Raw genomic sequence first — 16,463 nt, forward strand, 5'->3', positions numbered from 1 at the left:
TCCGAACCAATAATTTGAAGTAATGTCTGCTTTCAGAACATAGTTTGACTTTTTTAATTTCTCCATATTTTCTTTTATCCAATTCATATTATATAGCAATTCCGAAATTCACTCTTAAAAATTCACCTACTATTTGCCTAGCCATACCAACATACTCCTCCTCTGGATTTAAAAACTTTTTTAAACCTTCCAGTTCTCTTTTTAAAATCCGTTCATAGTAAAATTTCTTTGTTGTGTCTGCAGATCCAATAACATCATTATAATTTTCAGTAGCTTCTTTCACTCTTTGTATTTGTGCCTGCATCTCTATAAGTTTCTTTTCCCGAGATTGAACAAGATACATTCTTTGTAAAACATATACATCTATGGATTTTTTACCCTTAATACTTTCGTTTCCACCTACAACTTTTTTAGGTCGAATAACACCTTCATCACCGTATTCTAAATGATCTTCTGGATTATCAATACATGGATTTAGTAAAAGTCTATATGGTTCTTCATCTGCAATCCCATTAACGCTGTCATGTTTACGTATGTATTTAGTGCCATCCGACAGAGGAAATTGATTCATTTTCCCCATAGTCTTTTTGGTACCTATTCCGTACATGGAATGAGATAATTTTTGATTACAGTTTCTGCAAGACAACAACAAATTATCCCAATCTGCTGCTAGCCAGTAATAACCGGGTTTCTTATTTGGGCTCGCTTCTTCAATTTCTCCTTTAGGGCGAAAATGCTCGACATCCCCAGAATAAACATGTAGAAATGTGCTTTCACAGTAGGCACATTTTCCTCTGAATAACTTTATTAAAGAGTCTTTTACCTCAGAATCTGAATATATTTTAAACTCGAAATTAGTCGTCCCATCAAAAGAAGTGTAATGTTCAATCGCTCTTTCTGTTTCTGTTTTACCCGTTTTATTTTTTTTATCTAATGCAGATGGTTTTGGCACTTGAGATCTATCAACTTTTATCATAATGATCTATTTTTTAATATCCAAAGTTTTCCATATACTTTCAACCCGTTTCAATGCCTCCTTTTCTAAATCCTTTTTAATTTTTAAACCATCTTCTCTTGTCTTACGGGCAAGCAATTCATCGATAACATAATAGGTAAGCTCTTCACGTTCTGTATCTCCCAAATGTTTAATCCGAGGTATAATCTGGCTTAGATCTAAAAGACGATTTTTTTGTTCTTCACTTCTGTCTTTTTCTTCCAAAGCTAGAATTACATAATATTCATCAAAAAGCCTTTCTGTTTCGGGGTCTATTGTGCTTTTTAATCCAAAAAAATCTGAAGTCAATATCTGATCCACTCGTAGTTCACTTGGGTCGGGCAATTCCGTTAATGCTATTACTTCATTTTCTTGATTTTTAGTAAGTACAACAGTTTCTCCAGCTCTTAATCCTCTCAGACAAAGTGGTTCATGTGTTGTTACTACAAAGCGAATTTTAGGAAAAGCTTTTCTTAGACGTGTAACTACTTCCATTCTCCAACGCGGATGCAAATGAGTACCTATTTCATCAATAAGTACCATTCCTTCTGCTAAATCAAATGTTACATTTTCTCCTGCTAAAGTAGCCATGATATCAACCGCTAAATAGAAGATCGATCTATATCCATCACTAAGTTCATCAATTAAAAAAACATCGCCATTTCTTTTTATTACTGGCTGATTTTTTACAATACTTATAGTGTCATCATTTTCCAGAAGCATTAAATCTTTTAGAGATATTGCTACTCGATCAAAAGCATCTTTATCTTTTTTGAATAATTTAACTAACCAACTATCAGCATCTATTAGAGAAAATGTATAGTCAAATAGATTTTTGGCTTTAGCTCCGTAAAAATCTCCTTTTTCAGGTTGAATTTTTCCTTCTTTTGGTTTTAAACGTATAGAATTATAAGCTACAATATTAACTATGGGTTGATATAGGGTGGTCTTAATTTCTGTTTTATTAAAAGTTACCTCTATAGGTCGAATTGCACCTACAAGATGTATTCGAATAAATCCGCTTCTTGCACCATGCTTTAAAAGGTCTTTACCTTCTAGCTCTAAACTTTTTATATATTCATCTCCTGTCAAGCCAATTACAAAAGCTTTCAATAGTGAGCTTTTTCCAACACCATTTTCGCCAAGAAATAATAACCAGGGTTCGTTTTCAATAGGAGAATCTGAATTATGATTAAATTCTATTGCTAAAGAAGAGAAGCACTTAAAGTTTTTCAACTCTATTTTTTCAACATATACATGCTTTATTGAACTTATAGATTGTTCAAAATTATATTTTTCAGTTTCGGTAAAAGTTTCTGATTTAAGAATTGAAAAATTTTTGATTAGTCTGATTTCTTTGTTTCTGGTTTTATGTCCAGCAATAGAAAAAAAATATTCCTGTATCTCAGGTCTATTTCCCAACCATTTAGAGAGCATAAATCGTTGTATTCCTAAATAAGATTCTTCAGAATGAATGGTATATTTGTATTGCCAAGCACTATATAACTTTTTAATGTTTTCTCGATTTGATTCTTCTTTTTTCAATAATTTCAAAAGTAATTCCCATTCCCCATATAGTACTTTTAAAACTTCTAGCCTTGCATTCACCAACTCAGAACGATCAAGCTTTAGTATTTCTATGGTGGTAGCACCCTTAGGAGAAATCGCTTCAATTCCTCCTTGCTCATTAAAAATTAAATGTTCTTCCGGCTTGTCTATGCATGGATCTATTAACAGAGCCTTTTCGTGATATATGACTTCTTTGTAAGGTGTATTTAACGGTATTCTTTTTCCTTCAACTGGAAACCATGTCGATTTATATTGATTACAGTGAGAGCAACTTAAATAAATGTTATTCCAATCATAGGTTAACCACCAATAATGATCTGTTGAGAATTCCTTGTCCAATCCTCTGGCTCCTCCTTTAGGACGGAAATGATCATATTCAGATTGAACTCGATTGAATGATATAGGTGATTCACAATAAGCACATTTCTCTTTAAATACTTCTCGTAGTGCTTCGAGGAATTTATCTCTTAATTCTTTTTCAAAAGGTTGTGAGTATTTTTGCTGAGATCTGCTTTCTTTTGATTTTAAATAGAACTCTTCCAGTCTTTTTTTTGCTATTTCGACTTCCTTTGAATAAAAGACCTCTGGCACAGGAATGATATTTCTTTCTACGTAAATCATTTTGTATGTTTTCTAGCAAATTTTTCCAAAATACTTGAACTCGGGTGGCTAGATAGTGAAATAAGCTTATTGGCTAAAGCTACCGGTACAATTGAATTATCATACATATCACATCTTAGCTTTTCTATATTCCAAAGTATTATATCCAGATTTTTAAAATCAGTCTTTTGTGGATTCAGTACTATGTTTTCATTTTCGACAGGAAGTGTAATAACATATACTCTTTCATCCCTTGACTTAAAAATAATCTTCGAACTATAATATGAAGTATGTGCATATGGTTCTGGGTTATCAGAAGGTCCTGGTAAAATATAAGAGTAAATGTGTTTATTGTTAAGCAGTAAAGCTTCTCCTGGTTCTAATAAGTTTTTGATTTCATCTGCATGTTCTACAAATGCCCCTGATTTTTCTAAACCGGCTAAAAATAAGTTATGATTTCTAAATAAGTAATTACATAATTTTCGAACGTGTTTATGCATATTGGCTGTTTGCCCAAAAAATGCCAGAGGTCCATCTTTAATAAAGAAAAATTTATCCAGAAATTTAGGCTGTGTTTCTTTGATATACTTGATTGTATGTATAATGTTTATCTGTTCGATTAGGTTAACAAGGTACCCAAGAATTCCACCTGCTCCGAGTTCATCATCAATCACTTCATGTAATCTGAAACAGTCTGTCAGATATAATATTCCATTACATTCCGGACAGTTTGTGGTGTATTCGCTATTGAAATTTGCACGTAAAATATTTTGATTTTTCTCTTCACAATTTGGACAAGTGGTTAAGTTAAAACTATCCACAGGTTGGTCAAACAAATTAAAAATTAGCCAATGTGTTGTAGAAAGCAAATTATTCTTTTCATCTCCTTTCCTTCTAAAGTAATCATAAATTGTTCGGCGAACGGAATGAGTTAAAGTAATACTGCTATTATATGAAACGTTTTTTGTTGGAAGTACTAATTTGCTTCTTTCTAAATCTTTAAGTGCTGAAATTGATTCCCTAGAAATAAATGGCATTTCGGAAATGTTATTTAAATCTTCGGTATTTAGAAAGATCTCTCCAAATTGAAAGAATGTTATCAATGAAGAAGGAAATGTTTTCTTAACTGGAATAGTAGCGTAACCACCGTCCATTGCTATAATATATTCAATTGGATTCTCATCGGGATATTGAACTTTGATAACAAGAGATTTATCCAATTCTACTTCTTCGGCGGATTTAGGATATTCGCAATTTTCCAAAAATGATCGAACCTCTTCATCATTTATTATAAATGAATGGGATGATTTACTGGCTAATTCATCAGGACGTTTACCTGTTCTACTACTGTATGCCATAATACTTATTTTGTAGAAGTTTCTACTGAAAATTTGTCAATCTGTACTGGTACAATGAAAGGATTAGAATAGGTTTTCATCCTCACAAAACCTTTATCGTTCTTTGCACTGAAACGAATTAATGCATCAGCAAAATCGTCAAAGTCATAATATTTTCTTAGTTCTTTTATCTCATCTTCGTTGTTTAAATGAGCAATGAACCAATTTTGGGTGTTTTTCAAAATATTAGAACTTATTGAACTCACTTCCTGCGTAGCGTAAATCATTCCCAGGTTTAGTTTTGCTCCTTCTTTGGCAATTCTATTATATATCTGACTTAAATCTTTATCATCTTTTTTAGGGAATAGATTATGAGCTTCTTCGAAATAGAATTGGATAAAATTATTAGGATCATTACTAATGAATCTATTCATAGAATGGTTAAATATTTTTTGACATAGAATCTCAGAGTACAGTTCTTGTATCTTAGGGTTTCCTTGCGACAAGTCAATAATAATAATTTTGCCTTCTCTTAGTTTTTCAATGATCTCTTCTTCAAATGCCTTTACTCCTGTATTTGTGTGCTGCTCTACAATACCTCTTAATTTCTGATAACCACTCACATTTACGACTCCTCCGGGAGTTCTTTTTCTAGTTAAAAACACAAGGAGTGCTTTTAAATCTTCATCAGCCCACTCTCTGCCTTTTTTTGATCTATAATCGGAAAAATGTTTATGAGAATTGTAATTCTCCCATATTGTGGTAAACCAATTCACGGCTTCATCAAAGGAAATACCATTATCAGGCTTTAAACTACCATCGCTTTTCACCAACTTATTTAGTTCATTATTGCCTGAGAATTTTATAGTCGTCATGTCGGTTGGCAGTGAGAATTTAGCAGCGTGAAGGCAACAAAAGTAAGCTGCTATTTTTCGTTCCCATCTAATATAAGCACTTTTATCCGATTTATCAGGTTCAGTCAAATCTATTGCCAAAAGACTTTTTACATAATCTCCATTCTCATCATAAAGAAAGCTTTTAACTAATTCAAATCCAGAGTGAATTTGTTTAAAGAAGTTTACTTTCATCACTTTAAATCCTTCCTTTTTTAAAACACTATACTTTGTTACATCATCTTTATATCGGTCTGAAATAGCGTTTCCATCTTGTAAGTTAGCATTTGCATATTCCCCATTAATATCAAAAATTATTTGTCCCACAGGAAATTTTGGCGCACTATTGTCCTCAAAACTTTTTAAAAACTCTTCCACATTCTCAGTCGAAACATCAGCTAGTTTTTTAGTAGCCTTTGAAGATATTTGTACAGTTGCTTCTATAACCTTTTTAACAGTGTTAGACTTACCTGTTCTTGTCATTCCGAAAAGAGCAGTTCTTTTTCCAAGGAGATCAGCTGGATGAATATAAACTTCTGCCTTGTCTTCTTCATGTTTGCTTTGAAATCTGAGACTTGAACTATATCGAACATGTCCAATAGAAAATTCATTATTATTACCATGAATAATGTCTGGAGAATCTCTCTGGTTAACAATATATCCTAAAACATCTTTATTGACTTTATAAACACTATAATGATGAGCAGAATAAAAATTTTCTAAATCTGCACCAAATTCTACATTCTTCCCACTCCTATAGAATGTTCCTAGCACACGACATTCCAACCCTGAAAAACTAAACTCATAACGTGTAAAATCATCTAGTTTAGAACTTTTTCCGGAAGTTGGTAAATTATCTTTGTAGTATTCTATCATAGAACTTATCATAGCACTATCTGTCGGTAATCTAGCTGGATCCAAAGCTCTTAGAAGAATTGCTTCTTCAACAGTTTCTTCATTATCATAAAATGCAAGTAAAAAAGTTCCTTGTGCTATTCCTTTTACTCTTTCCTTATCATCATCACATACAAGAATATTAGCTTTATTATAATCAAGAGAAAAAGGATGTCCCACAAAAAGTTTAGGCTGTTTTCCTTGTTTTAAAGGATCTACAGATACAAGTTGTTTTATTTTATCTGTCGTTTTCATGCTTTCATTTTTTTGAGAGGTGATTTTAATATGGGATCACTAAACCGAATACAAGCTTGCTCTATATAATCTTCCTTTATTTCAAAAGACACCCATTTCCTATTTAATTTTTCTGCACAATACCCTGTTGTATTACTTCCTGAAAATGGATCTAGTACCAAATCTCCTTCATCTGTTAAAAACTGAATAAAGAAATTTACCAACCCACCAGACATTCGAGCTGGGTGTGGTGTAATTCCTTTCTCCCTACAAGTTTTTAGAAAATAATCATTTGAATTAGTGTTTGAAAAACTCAGTACACTATGTGGTAATCTGACATCTCGCTTTTCATCTAAAGCCTCCATTTCAAAAAAGTTATGAGCAATACTACCGCCATTATCTTTAAGAAATCCTCCTTCACTTATTTGATGTTCCGATGGACGCTTACCTGAATTATAGGATTGACGTTTTAGCAACTGCTCCATACTCTTACTGTAAGGACGTAATACTTTGCTATTATCTGCTTTAGGGAAATCGTTTTTAGCAATCCACCAAACATGTGTATAACTATCTACCGTTCTTAATCTATTTACGGTTACCCACTGTGCTGGGGAAGGCAGCTTGGATGGATTATAACAAATGAACTCCTGAATTAACCTCAGGTTTGCATCAGGGTGTTTAACCATTCCTAGAAGACATTCCAAATGAAGTAATGATTGAACAGGTCTTTCAGGTTCCCAAGCATTACCAATTTCTATAACTAATGAACCATCATCTGCTAAAAGTTCAGAAAATATAGGTGCTAGTTTCGTAAACCAATTTTTATATTCTTCACCCTTTTCATTCCCGTATTTCTTTTTTTGATTTAGAGGGAATGGTGGTGAAGTGATAATCAAATTTACTTTACCCTTTAAATCTGAAAGATTTTCATCAGATTCTAATAGTTCTAAAGAATTGCCCTCGATAAGCATTCCTTGTTTTGAATTGAATATTTTGGTTGATTTTATTGACATTAATTACATAATTTATACGTATTCACCCCCTTTACACTTGTCTATATATGTCTATTTAATAAGTAGGTAGATCAAATAATTCTATTTTTTAAAAAGTAAACTCTTGATTTTCGATAAAACTTTTCTTCTTATGCTATCGCAAGGCTGATCTAAAACAATTGTCTGATCAATTGCGACTAACATATATGATTCTAGAGAATACCTTCTGTAAAACTTCATAAATCCCATAAAATATAGATAGGATATAAAAGAAGAAATTACAATAATACAGGTGAGTTGGAGATTAAGATCATGTATTGTGAATTGATATGACTCATACTTGCTTGTAAGATAAAAATAATCAGCTATCTCTCTTATTCCTTTTATAGCAAAAATCCAGAATAAAAAACAACAAATTAGTGATAATGCCCTTAAAAAACCATAGAGTGCGACATAGTTAGTCATTTTAAATTGATGGTTTTTTGAATTTTCGAACGTATAGTGTGAAATAATTCTATGGAAATCATAATTTCTCAACTCTTTGTAATCTGGGGGATAAATACTATCCAGTAATTTAAGGCACTTATCTTTAATTACATCAATTAAAAAATCATCTAGTTTTTTTGTATAAAAGTTTTTAAAGAGAAAATACTCACCTAAAATAAAATCTAAAATTGAAATTGGTAAAATTAAAAGGGCAATAAAAAACCTTATAAATATTGATTGCCATCTTAAATCTTTCTGAAAATACTTTTGCTCTCTGTTTATTCCAAGCAAATATTTTGAAGGGTAGTCATATTTCCAACATGCGAATCTTTCAACTGTTATGGAAGATAAGTAATTAATTAAATGTCCTAAGCAATAACTGATAATAATAAAAAACAAAACCTTGTCAAATTGAAACTCCATGTTTTCATTGATCAGGCGTATTACATCATTTACAGAATTAATGTCATCTATCTTTAATAGGAGCAAAATTATATAAAAAAGTACTGCACCAGGTATAAAATAACCAAGAAAATCATAAAGAGAAAATGGGTTTTGCTTTATCATTTTTTAATTACAAAGGTTTAGAAAATTATTCTAATTAAATAGGACTTCCCCAAACCTATCAATTCCCCCTCAAACAAAAAATACCCCGATCAAGGTATTTTTACTCAATTTCATATGATTTACTTCTACTTATCTAATGCGGACTGGACGACGGAGATTCAGAAATCCTTCTATGTGGGAGGCCAGCGTTGGCGATAGTTAATAGATGAACTTCCGTCCAGCGAATCACCTGAAGCCCTCTTTTGGCTATTGTCAATTTAATAAAAACCTTTAAAAATCACTTTGAATTTAAGACAGTACCTCGACTGGCTGTACGTGCTTTTATTCAATCGAAACTATTTTGTTTTTCCTTGTAGAATAAATCACTTTTGTTTTTCCTTTAAAATCTGAGTAATCAATTGTGTATATGTCTTTTGAAAAAATAATTTTCATACAATTCTGCGGAGTTAATCCTTTTTCAAGAGATGAGGTTGTTGTTGAAATATCTTTTAATATTTTATCTAAAGACTGTTCTTGTTCCGGTTGAATAGCTCCGATTAGTGCAATTCCAAGAATCATTGCACACACACTCAAATTAGTAAATAAAATAGCTTTCGCATTTGAAATTTCGGTTTTAATAGTCAATATGGATTTGCCAAATCCTATTAATGATAAAATAATAGTTATAACCAAAAACAGGGAACTAAAGTAATTCGTCCATATAAACGGGGTTTCTTGAAATACTAAAAATGCAATTTGACCAGCAAGAATAGTTGAAGCCAAAGAAATTACAACCTTATTGTAATCAATAACCATTTTATAGGCTTCTAAGACATTGTTTTTCGGTTCAGTCATAATTATACTTCTTTTGGTACAAAGCACCATTTTTCAATTGTTCTTGAAAGAGAGTGCCATATTTCCCAAGATGTGATTTTGCGGTCTCTTCTCCTTCTATAGCTTCTTAACCTTCCGTATGCAATTATGTCATTTAGTGCTTCAGGAACTAATGAGATTGCCCGTTCTTGAGATGCTTCGTAGTTAAAGTTTTCTCTTTGCCAAGTTGAAGATGGATCTTCTTGAATATTCTCAACAACTTCAACAACAAAGTCAATTGCTTTTGGCGAAATGGAATATTCTCCTCCAAGTTCATTCTGAAGTCTAATCCATTCTTTTATTTGTCTATTTACTTGCTCTCTTATGATTTCTTTCTTCATTGTTAATATTTTTTTCGGATCACTACCAACGATTTCTCTATGCCATAATGGCGTCTATATCCGAATTATCTCCAAACATAACAATTCCAATCACAACATAAAATACCAACAACAGGGTATTTTTCAAGTTAAAAACAAAAAAAAGCCCTATTCTAGAGGATTTCAAAAAATTCACGGTGATAATAACATCTTTTTGTTTCTTTCTCTTTTACTACAAATCGTTTCTTGCAGGCAGGAACGAATTTCGAGAGAGCCAACGATGACAATAGCGAGGGATCATTCACAATTCTTGATTTTTAGGTTACTTTTTTGTTCAAGTAAAAGGTAAAACACCCCATCCTCACATAACAAGTCCTTCACCCTCCAGTTGTCAGTTAACAGCCACTAGACAAAATCCCTGATAGATGAATGCATCAATCAGGGATTTTTTTGAGGGCTTTTGGCTAGTGGGCTAAATGTTATAGCCAGTTTTTTCTTCTATTTAAAATAGTTTTTTTAAATTGTCTATCCAGTCAGGAACAATATATTCATCATTCATTTTTGAAACATATTTATTCGCAAAATCAAATTTATTGTTTCCAGCATTGAAAAAATTCTCTAGTATCTTTTGCTTGCTTAATGAAAGGTCTAATGCATAATAGCTTGCATCTTCTGTTGGCTCGCTAATATCTTTAATGATATTTTCCAATTCAGGAAATGTTTCTCTAAATTCTAAAAGTGTCTCAAAAAAAAGGTTGCCATTTAGGGCATCTTCAATTTCTGTTTTAGGTGAAACTGGATTAGAATCTATTTTAACTAAAACCGTCTTTTTATCCTTCTCAATATTTACGATGCGAAAACAAAGTAGATTTTTTAATTCGTCTCTTGTAGGATACTGAACCAATTCCGCATCTGTATCCGACACCAAAATAACCTTGCCTTGAATTTCCTTTTTGAAATCTTCATAAGCCACCTGAAGATTATTATAGATTCGTTTGATTTCAGTAGCACCGCCAACTGGTATAATTCTTAGTTTTTTATCCTTCTTAATGTCAGCAAAATATTTTTCAAAATAAATTTTCTCAGATGAACCTTCACAAATAAGCCAATTAAAAGGTTCATTCGTCAAAATACTCGTCACAACTGACTGTGTAAAATCATTAATGCTTTTTAATCTTATATCATATGGTAGTTTACCTTTAGAACTTTTAACTGCTTGTTTAACTTCTTCACGATAACTACTCACACTAACAAGATCGAAAAGATGTCCCTTTTCATTTTTTGAAATTACGCAAACACTCCCTTCTTCAACGGTTGGGATAAATCCATACCAATGTGTTGTAAAGATAAGTTGTTTGCACAATAGGCTTAATTCAAAGAGTTTATTGAACTGGTCATAACAAGCTGACATATGAAGCGAGGATTCAGGTTCATCTATCGCAAGAATAATTTTGTTGGTATCCTTTCGATAACTTTTAAGAAAATGATATGCTAATTCAATTATTGCTTTTTGCTTTTCCCCTGAACTAAGTACAGACATTTCGAGCCAATGACCACTTTCACTTTTATGTAATTTCCGTATTTTGAAATATGCTTCAACTATAAGCTTATAAACATCGTGTTTTCTCAAGTTTACTTGTCTCTCTCCAACCGTGCGAAATGAGTAATCTTCTAGAACGGTCGTCAAGCTTTCTATAAAGGAGTTCAAATTTTGATTTATCTCTTGAATCTTTGACTGGGGTACACATTTTTCAACAATTTCTGTTAAAGTCTCACCCATAAGTGATTGTATTTCCTTTGTCTCTAACTGTGTGAAATTATCTGGGTCAATATCTTTAGGGATATAAATGTATTCTATTAAACCTTTAAGCTCAGTTAGTAATGGTTCAAATAATTTTATTTGTTCATCATTTATGCCATGTTGGACTTTATCAAAATCTTCTATAAAAAGTTCACCAAGTTTTTTTGTATTGAAAAAACTTAAACTCACGTTATTGTCGTGTGTAATACCTATAGGGAGTAACAAACAGTTTTCTTGATTATAGTTTCTTTTCAATATAGCTAATTGTTCAGAGAATGTTTTAAATTGGTCTCTATTTTGAGATAGAATATCAGATTCTTCTAAACCCCAAACATAATCACTTAGTTTTTTTGCAATGTCAATATTTTCAAAAAGGGCTTCTTCAATTTTAAACAAAAAAACGGGAACAATATGTGGTCTTGTCGTGACAACGCCACTTTTCTTTGTAACTATATTATAATTCCATTGTCTTAAATTAAAAAAACAATCGAGGGCTTCTAATATTGAGCTTTTTCCAATTCCATTATTACCGACAAGTCCATTAAACGTTTGTCCAAAAGTCAGAGGTAAATAGTTTATACCTGAGTATGTTTTAATATTTCTTACAATTGTTCCTATAATCATTCGGGTGTGTTTTTTAAAATTCTGACTAACGCAAAGAAAATCGCTTAATTTGGGCTCAATTCGAGGCCTAAATCCTCATTAGTCAGACCGAATTTATCGATTTGTTTTTTTATTCTCTTAACTAAGCCCAACTTTCTTTTTTGGTCTAAATAAAGGTATCCCTCTGGGTTTATATAGGGTACACCTTTCACTACCATATTCCATATAATCACTGCAAGCTTCCTTGCTGTGGCACTGATGGCTGAAACTCTCCCTTTTCTAAAGCTTATTCTCTGAAAGAAGTCCCTCAAGGGTATTGAGTCTTTCAGGTTTCCGATGGCATTGGCTGCATTCCTTAAGGCTATTTTAAGTCTGTTGCTTCCTTTCGGTATTTTGCTAGAAAGAACTTTACCACCACTTACTTTATTGTTTGGGGCAAGCCTAAGCCAAGAAGCAAAGTGCTTGGCTGTTTTAAACTTCTTGATCCCCTCCATGCCTACTTCACTCATCAATGCCAAAACTGTAGAAAAGCTCATCCCTTCAATCGCCAGAAGATCCGTGCCTTCAAACATCTGATAGGCTTTTAAATTCATATCGATATCTTTTGGTGTGTTTTTATTGACTCTTTTATGGGGCTTTGATTCTAGATAGTGCTCATGCTTATTACTATCTGAATCGATGATTTCATTCAGCTTTTTCTCTATCTCTTTATCGCAATCCTCTATCTTCTTTTGAATATGGTCATATGTATCCAATTCCTGTTGAAGGGCAAATAGATAGTCTCTTCTTCCATTGGAATGGAGCGCTTTGGCGATTTCTTCCTCACTCTTTCTGCAATTCTTATGGCGAAGTGATGCAAGTTTATTTGGATCTGTTTCCCCTTCACAAATCGCCCTGATAATTAATAAACCTGTAAGTCCACAAATGTCATTTACAACCACGTCTAACCTCAGATATAGTAGTCTCAAATTCTTCTGCATTTTTTTGGATGTTGAAGCTGCCAAGTGCATCAGATTTGCTCTCTGACGACAATATGTCCGAAGTTCTTCGGCTGATCCATCTGGCAAAAAACTACTTGTCAAAAGACCTAAGGTGTGCAATTTCTGAATCCATTGGCAGTCTTTAACATCTGTCTTTTTACCTTTGATATTTTTGGTGAACTTACCATTGCATAAAATCAAATGAAACCCTTTTGAAAGCAGTATAGCATAGAGGTTTTGCCAATAAGTACCTGTACTTTCAATAGCTATGGTTTTTGCACTCTTTTCCTTCAACCAGTCTGCCATCGCAAGTAAATCTTGATTGAATACCCCAAACTCCCGAACATCCTGTTCGGACTGACCCACTGCAACCCAGTGGGAACGACTACCAACATCACATGCGAAGCATTCATCGACACCAATTAAAAATATCACTAGGAGATAATTCCCGCAGCCTGTGGATTGATGACTTCCATTGAGATAGATTCCTGTTCCATATCCTTTTAATTTTAGGCTCTTTGGAGATGTGCTTTTGGCAAGGAAATATTTTGAACGGGGTATGTGACTTTTTAAAGACTGATCCGCAACTGAAATCATCGCAAGCATCCCAACCAGGATTCTGACCGTGCTTGCTGATTGCTCAGGAGCGACAGTTTAAAAATCGGCCTTTCAAAGAGCTTCACTAAGATAAAAAAAAGATGTGATGATGTGAATTCCACGTTAGCTCTGAAAGTAAATTTGTTTCATATATGGAGGATTCTGACTAACGTAAAGAAAATCGCTTAATTTAGGCTCAATTCGAGCCCTAAATCCTCATTAGTCAGACCTAATTTATCAATTTGTTTTTTTATTCTATTAACTAAGCCCAATTTTATTCATTAAGATTATATTTCAATGGTATTCATGAATGCTTTGCATTTGTTTTTTTGATCCAAGAAAAGATCCCAACCCTTCGGGATTTTCATAAGGAATACCTTTTACCACCATGTTCCTCAGACGGTTTTGCTTACATATCTTGCCTCCAATGTTTGTAAAAATCAGGCACTATGGCTTCCTCTCCCGAAGAAACAAAGAAGAACTCAGAGCTTTCCAGCAAGAGCAGGGTATCAACTCAGCATGTGTTCAAAAAGAAAAACATGGAGACCCACTCTATTTCCAGGAAGATTACAACATCACCATCTGTCCCTGCTGCCATATGGGAAAACTCATAACCATTCGTTACTTCCCCGCAAACGCACCCCCGCCAACCATCAACAACAAACTCAAAGCAAATGCAAAAACATAAAAAACAACTCATGAGAGCAAAGGAAAACTATTGGCTAAAAGACATTCAGACACTGAAAAAACAATAAACAACGGAGCAGAAGGCTCCCAAAAAAAGATAGCAGTCAATTACTGCTATCACAAACACCTCTAAGAAACCAGATTTTTTAACCATCAGGAACCACTCCAAACTTTTAATCCCCATAGCTAAATCTCCTCTCAACGCCGCGTAGTCCCGAGCTATCGGGATCAACAGGGGCTAATTCCGAAATTCCGCTGCGCTTCACTTCGGTTTAGCCCTTATATATTAGTGGCTGCCCTTATTTTCTCTTCAGTCTTCAAATGTTTCATCTGTTAAAATTAATGGCTTTCTAAAATATGGATGTCTAACCATCATAAACATTTCGTCTTCTCCGTCTTCGTCAATTATATATAAATCTGGATATTCGTATTTCCCGTCAATAAAGTCTGCAAATTGTTTTAATGTAATAGCTTTAAAATGTCCATTGAACATATAAAAAGTAGGTGTGTTTATAATAAATATACCTTCAACTTCATAATCCTTCAAATCAATATCCGACTTTTTATAAACGATACTTAAATGTTCTTCTAGAACGTTCAGATTCTTGGAAATCCAATCCGTTTTTTTATTAAGTTTTGTTTCATAAGATTTATTGGGCTTGTCTAAATTTATAAATAGCGAATAGTCCATTCTATAGCCAACTGCTTCATATCTTGCTCTATTGTATTTGGCGTCAGCAACGTATATTTTTTTATTGTTTGGGTTAATTACTATCAAGTCAATTTCACCAGCAATTTCATTGTCGATGTTAACATTATTCTTATTGCCAGTCTGCTTAAACGATTTTATGTTTCGGCAATATAGAAATCCCTTACTTTTTACGATTTCTTCAATTTTATCTTCCAGAATTTTATCGTGTTCATTACCTTTTTTCGTTATAAACGATTGAATGCACTTTAAACTCAACCATTCATCAAACATTGCATTCCAATGAATGGCATTTGTAGCTAAAACCATCATACTTTCAGCAAACTTTTGTTTGCCTACTAATGCTCTTTCAGAACCGCCAACATTGTAAACTAAAATCGGTCTAAACATATATCGTTTTGTTGAATGTGGTTTTAGTATAGCATCTTCGATAGTCAATTTATTAGCTCTTGATATTGTAAGTCCAGCATAAAAAGTTTCAGCCAAGTCACTACTAATGCCATAATTACCAACAAGATTTAATGGTAGGACGCTGGGTTCAATTGTTTGTAAATCGGGTGCTTGTGGGCTGTGGTGTTTTTGAATTTCAAAAATTATTCCACCCGCAAAGTCAATTTCAATTTTGAAACATTCTTCAATTTTGGCTCGAAGTTCATAAATCGCTTGTTCATCAAAAGTTCCACTTTTATAATCTTCAATAAGCATAGGAAACAACTGTTGATACGTTTTACCGTAATGGTATTGCCAATCTATTACAAGAAGTCTTTTTTCATCAAAAGAAATTTGGTGACATTCTTCTACCATTTTTTGGAATGCAATGTTATCTGCAAGGGCATAAATCCAAGTTCCCAAATAAATAAGTTCTTGGATTTTATCGTCCATTTCAAAAACTTCGCTACCACTTTTCGGAAATGTTCCCCAATCTAAATCAAAGTCACATCCTTGTTCGAGAATTAATTTTAAAATTCTCCGATACATTGCAAACTCACTTTCAGCAATTAAATCAAGTTTAAATCCACTTAAAGTCTTTATATAAATTTCAATTGATTGTTCGTGCAGCCAATGAACATATAGAAAAAATGTGAGTTTCTTTTCTGTTGAAATTAGTTGCCTAAAACTTTGTGTTAAAAAATTAAATCCGTCAAGAAGAATTTGTTCAACCTTGTTATGGTCACTGAAGTGTTCATTGCCGTGTTTTTCGATTAAATATGCAGACAACGCTCCCCAATGCTTGTCTCTTGCAGCATAGTCGAAACTGATTACTATTTTATTGTCAATCTTAATTCTTGGCATTTTATTGTCTGTTTATGCTGTCGCCATAGGGTTTTGACTAACGCAAAGAAAATCG

General features: G+C 33.0%; 11 protein-coding genes and 1 pseudogene. 1 reads left to right on the forward strand and 11 read right to left on the reverse strand.

Going from position 1 to position 16,463, the window contains the following annotated elements; genetic code table 11:
* Window positions 1-88 precede the first annotated feature (88 nt).
* The 10 genes from MM239_RS06050 to MM239_RS06095 all read right to left on the reverse strand — a co-directional run bounded on the left by MM239_RS06050 (window position 89) and on the right by MM239_RS06095 (window position 13,728).
* Window positions 89-976, reverse strand: a complete 888-nt coding sequence (locus MM239_RS06050; RefSeq protein ID WP_241347308.1) for an HNH endonuclease family protein — start codon at window positions 974-976, stop codon at window positions 89-91.
* A gap of 6 nt (window positions 977-982) precedes the next feature.
* Complete coding sequence (locus MM239_RS06055) at window positions 983-3,184, reverse strand: AAA family ATPase (RefSeq protein ID WP_241347309.1); 2,202 nt, start codon at window positions 3,182-3,184, stop codon at window positions 983-985.
* Window positions 3,181-4,521, reverse strand: coding sequence for a DNA double-strand break repair nuclease NurA (locus MM239_RS06060; RefSeq protein ID WP_241347310.1), 1,341 nt, complete (start codon window positions 4,519-4,521; stop codon window positions 3,181-3,183). The genes MM239_RS06055 and MM239_RS06060 overlap by 4 nt, the downstream gene beginning before the upstream one ends.
* A 5-nt stretch (window positions 4,522-4,526) precedes the next feature.
* Window positions 4,527-6,542: an ATP-binding protein gene (locus MM239_RS06065; RefSeq protein ID WP_241347311.1), complete on the reverse strand. Its 2,016-nt coding sequence runs from the start codon at window positions 6,540-6,542 to the stop codon at window positions 4,527-4,529.
* On the reverse strand, window positions 6,539-7,534 hold the full coding sequence (locus MM239_RS06070) for a DNA-methyltransferase (RefSeq protein ID WP_241347312.1): 996 nt from the start codon (window positions 7,532-7,534) through the stop codon (window positions 6,539-6,541). The genes MM239_RS06065 and MM239_RS06070 overlap by 4 nt, the downstream gene beginning before the upstream one ends.
* Window positions 7,535-7,615: 81 nt before the next feature.
* A complete protein-coding gene (locus tag MM239_RS06075) occupies window positions 7,616-8,566 on the reverse strand; it encodes a hypothetical protein (protein WP_241347313.1) in 951 nt (316 codons plus the stop codon).
* A 321-nt stretch (window positions 8,567-8,887) separates the two neighbouring features.
* Window positions 8,888-9,400: a hypothetical protein gene (locus MM239_RS06080; RefSeq protein ID WP_241347314.1), complete on the reverse strand. Its 513-nt coding sequence runs from the start codon at window positions 9,398-9,400 to the stop codon at window positions 8,888-8,890.
* Window positions 9,401-9,402: 2 nt separating this feature from the next.
* Complete coding sequence (locus tag MM239_RS06085) at window positions 9,403-9,759, reverse strand: hypothetical protein (protein WP_241347315.1); 357 nt, start codon at window positions 9,757-9,759, stop codon at window positions 9,403-9,405.
* 481 nt (window positions 9,760-10,240) lie between these two features.
* The gene (locus MM239_RS06090; protein WP_241347316.1) at window positions 10,241-12,163 is read right to left on the reverse strand and encodes an AAA family ATPase; all 1,923 of its coding nucleotides are present in this window, start codon (window positions 12,161-12,163) and stop codon (window positions 10,241-10,243) included.
* 44 nt (window positions 12,164-12,207) lie between these two features.
* Entirely contained in the window at window positions 12,208-13,728 is a 1,521-nt protein-coding gene (locus MM239_RS06095) for an IS110 family RNA-guided transposase (RefSeq protein ID WP_241347317.1), read from the reverse strand.
* A 382-nt stretch (window positions 13,729-14,110) separates the two neighbouring features.
* Here MM239_RS06095 and MM239_RS21160 point away from each other — a divergent pair.
* Window positions 14,111-14,407, forward strand: a pseudogene (locus tag MM239_RS21160) (transposase); the annotation flags it as partial.
* Window positions 14,408-14,716: 309 nt separating this feature from the next.
* Here MM239_RS21160 and MM239_RS06105 read toward each other — a convergent pair.
* Window positions 14,717-16,408: a hypothetical protein gene (locus MM239_RS06105; RefSeq protein ID WP_241347318.1), complete on the reverse strand. Its 1,692-nt coding sequence runs from the start codon at window positions 16,406-16,408 to the stop codon at window positions 14,717-14,719.
* Window positions 16,409-16,463: the final 55 nt, after the last annotated feature.

This window comes from Belliella filtrata (genome assembly GCF_022549775.1).
Lineage (GTDB): Bacteria > Bacteroidota > Bacteroidia > Cytophagales > Cyclobacteriaceae > Belliella > Belliella filtrata.

Bases quoted from the DNA above. Each gene is read 5' to 3' on its own strand.
- MM239_RS06105 (WP_241347318.1), bottom strand. From the start codon at position 16,408: ATGCCAAGAATTAAGATTGACAATAAAATAGTAATCAGTTTCGACTAT.
- MM239_RS06055 (WP_241347309.1), bottom strand. From the start codon at position 3,184: ATGATTTACGTAGAAAGAAATATCATTCCTGTGCCAGAGGTCTTTTAT.
- MM239_RS06065 (WP_241347311.1), bottom strand. From the start codon at position 6,542: ATGAAAACGACAGATAAAATAAAACAACTTGTATCTGTAGATCCTTTA.
- MM239_RS06050 (WP_241347308.1), bottom strand. From the start codon at position 976: ATGATAAAAGTTGATAGATCTCAAGTGCCAAAACCATCTGCATTAGAT.
- MM239_RS06060 (WP_241347310.1), bottom strand. From the start codon at position 4,521: ATGGCATACAGTAGTAGAACAGGTAAACGTCCTGATGAATTAGCCAGT.
- MM239_RS06095 (WP_241347317.1), bottom strand. From the start codon at position 13,728: ATGCTTGCGATGATTTCAGTTGCGGATCAGTCTTTAAAAAGTCACATA.
- MM239_RS06075 (WP_241347313.1), bottom strand. From the start codon at position 8,566: ATGATAAAGCAAAACCCATTTTCTCTTTATGATTTTCTTGGTTATTTT.
- MM239_RS06080 (WP_241347314.1), bottom strand. From the start codon at position 9,400: ATGACTGAACCGAAAAACAATGTCTTAGAAGCCTATAAAATGGTTATT.
- MM239_RS06085 (WP_241347315.1), bottom strand. From the start codon at position 9,759: ATGAAGAAAGAAATCATAAGAGAGCAAGTAAATAGACAAATAAAAGAA.
- MM239_RS06090 (WP_241347316.1), bottom strand. From the start codon at position 12,163: ATGATTATAGGAACAATTGTAAGAAATATTAAAACATACTCAGGTATA.
- MM239_RS06070 (WP_241347312.1), bottom strand. From the start codon at position 7,534: ATGTCAATAAAATCAACCAAAATATTCAATTCAAAACAAGGAATGCTT.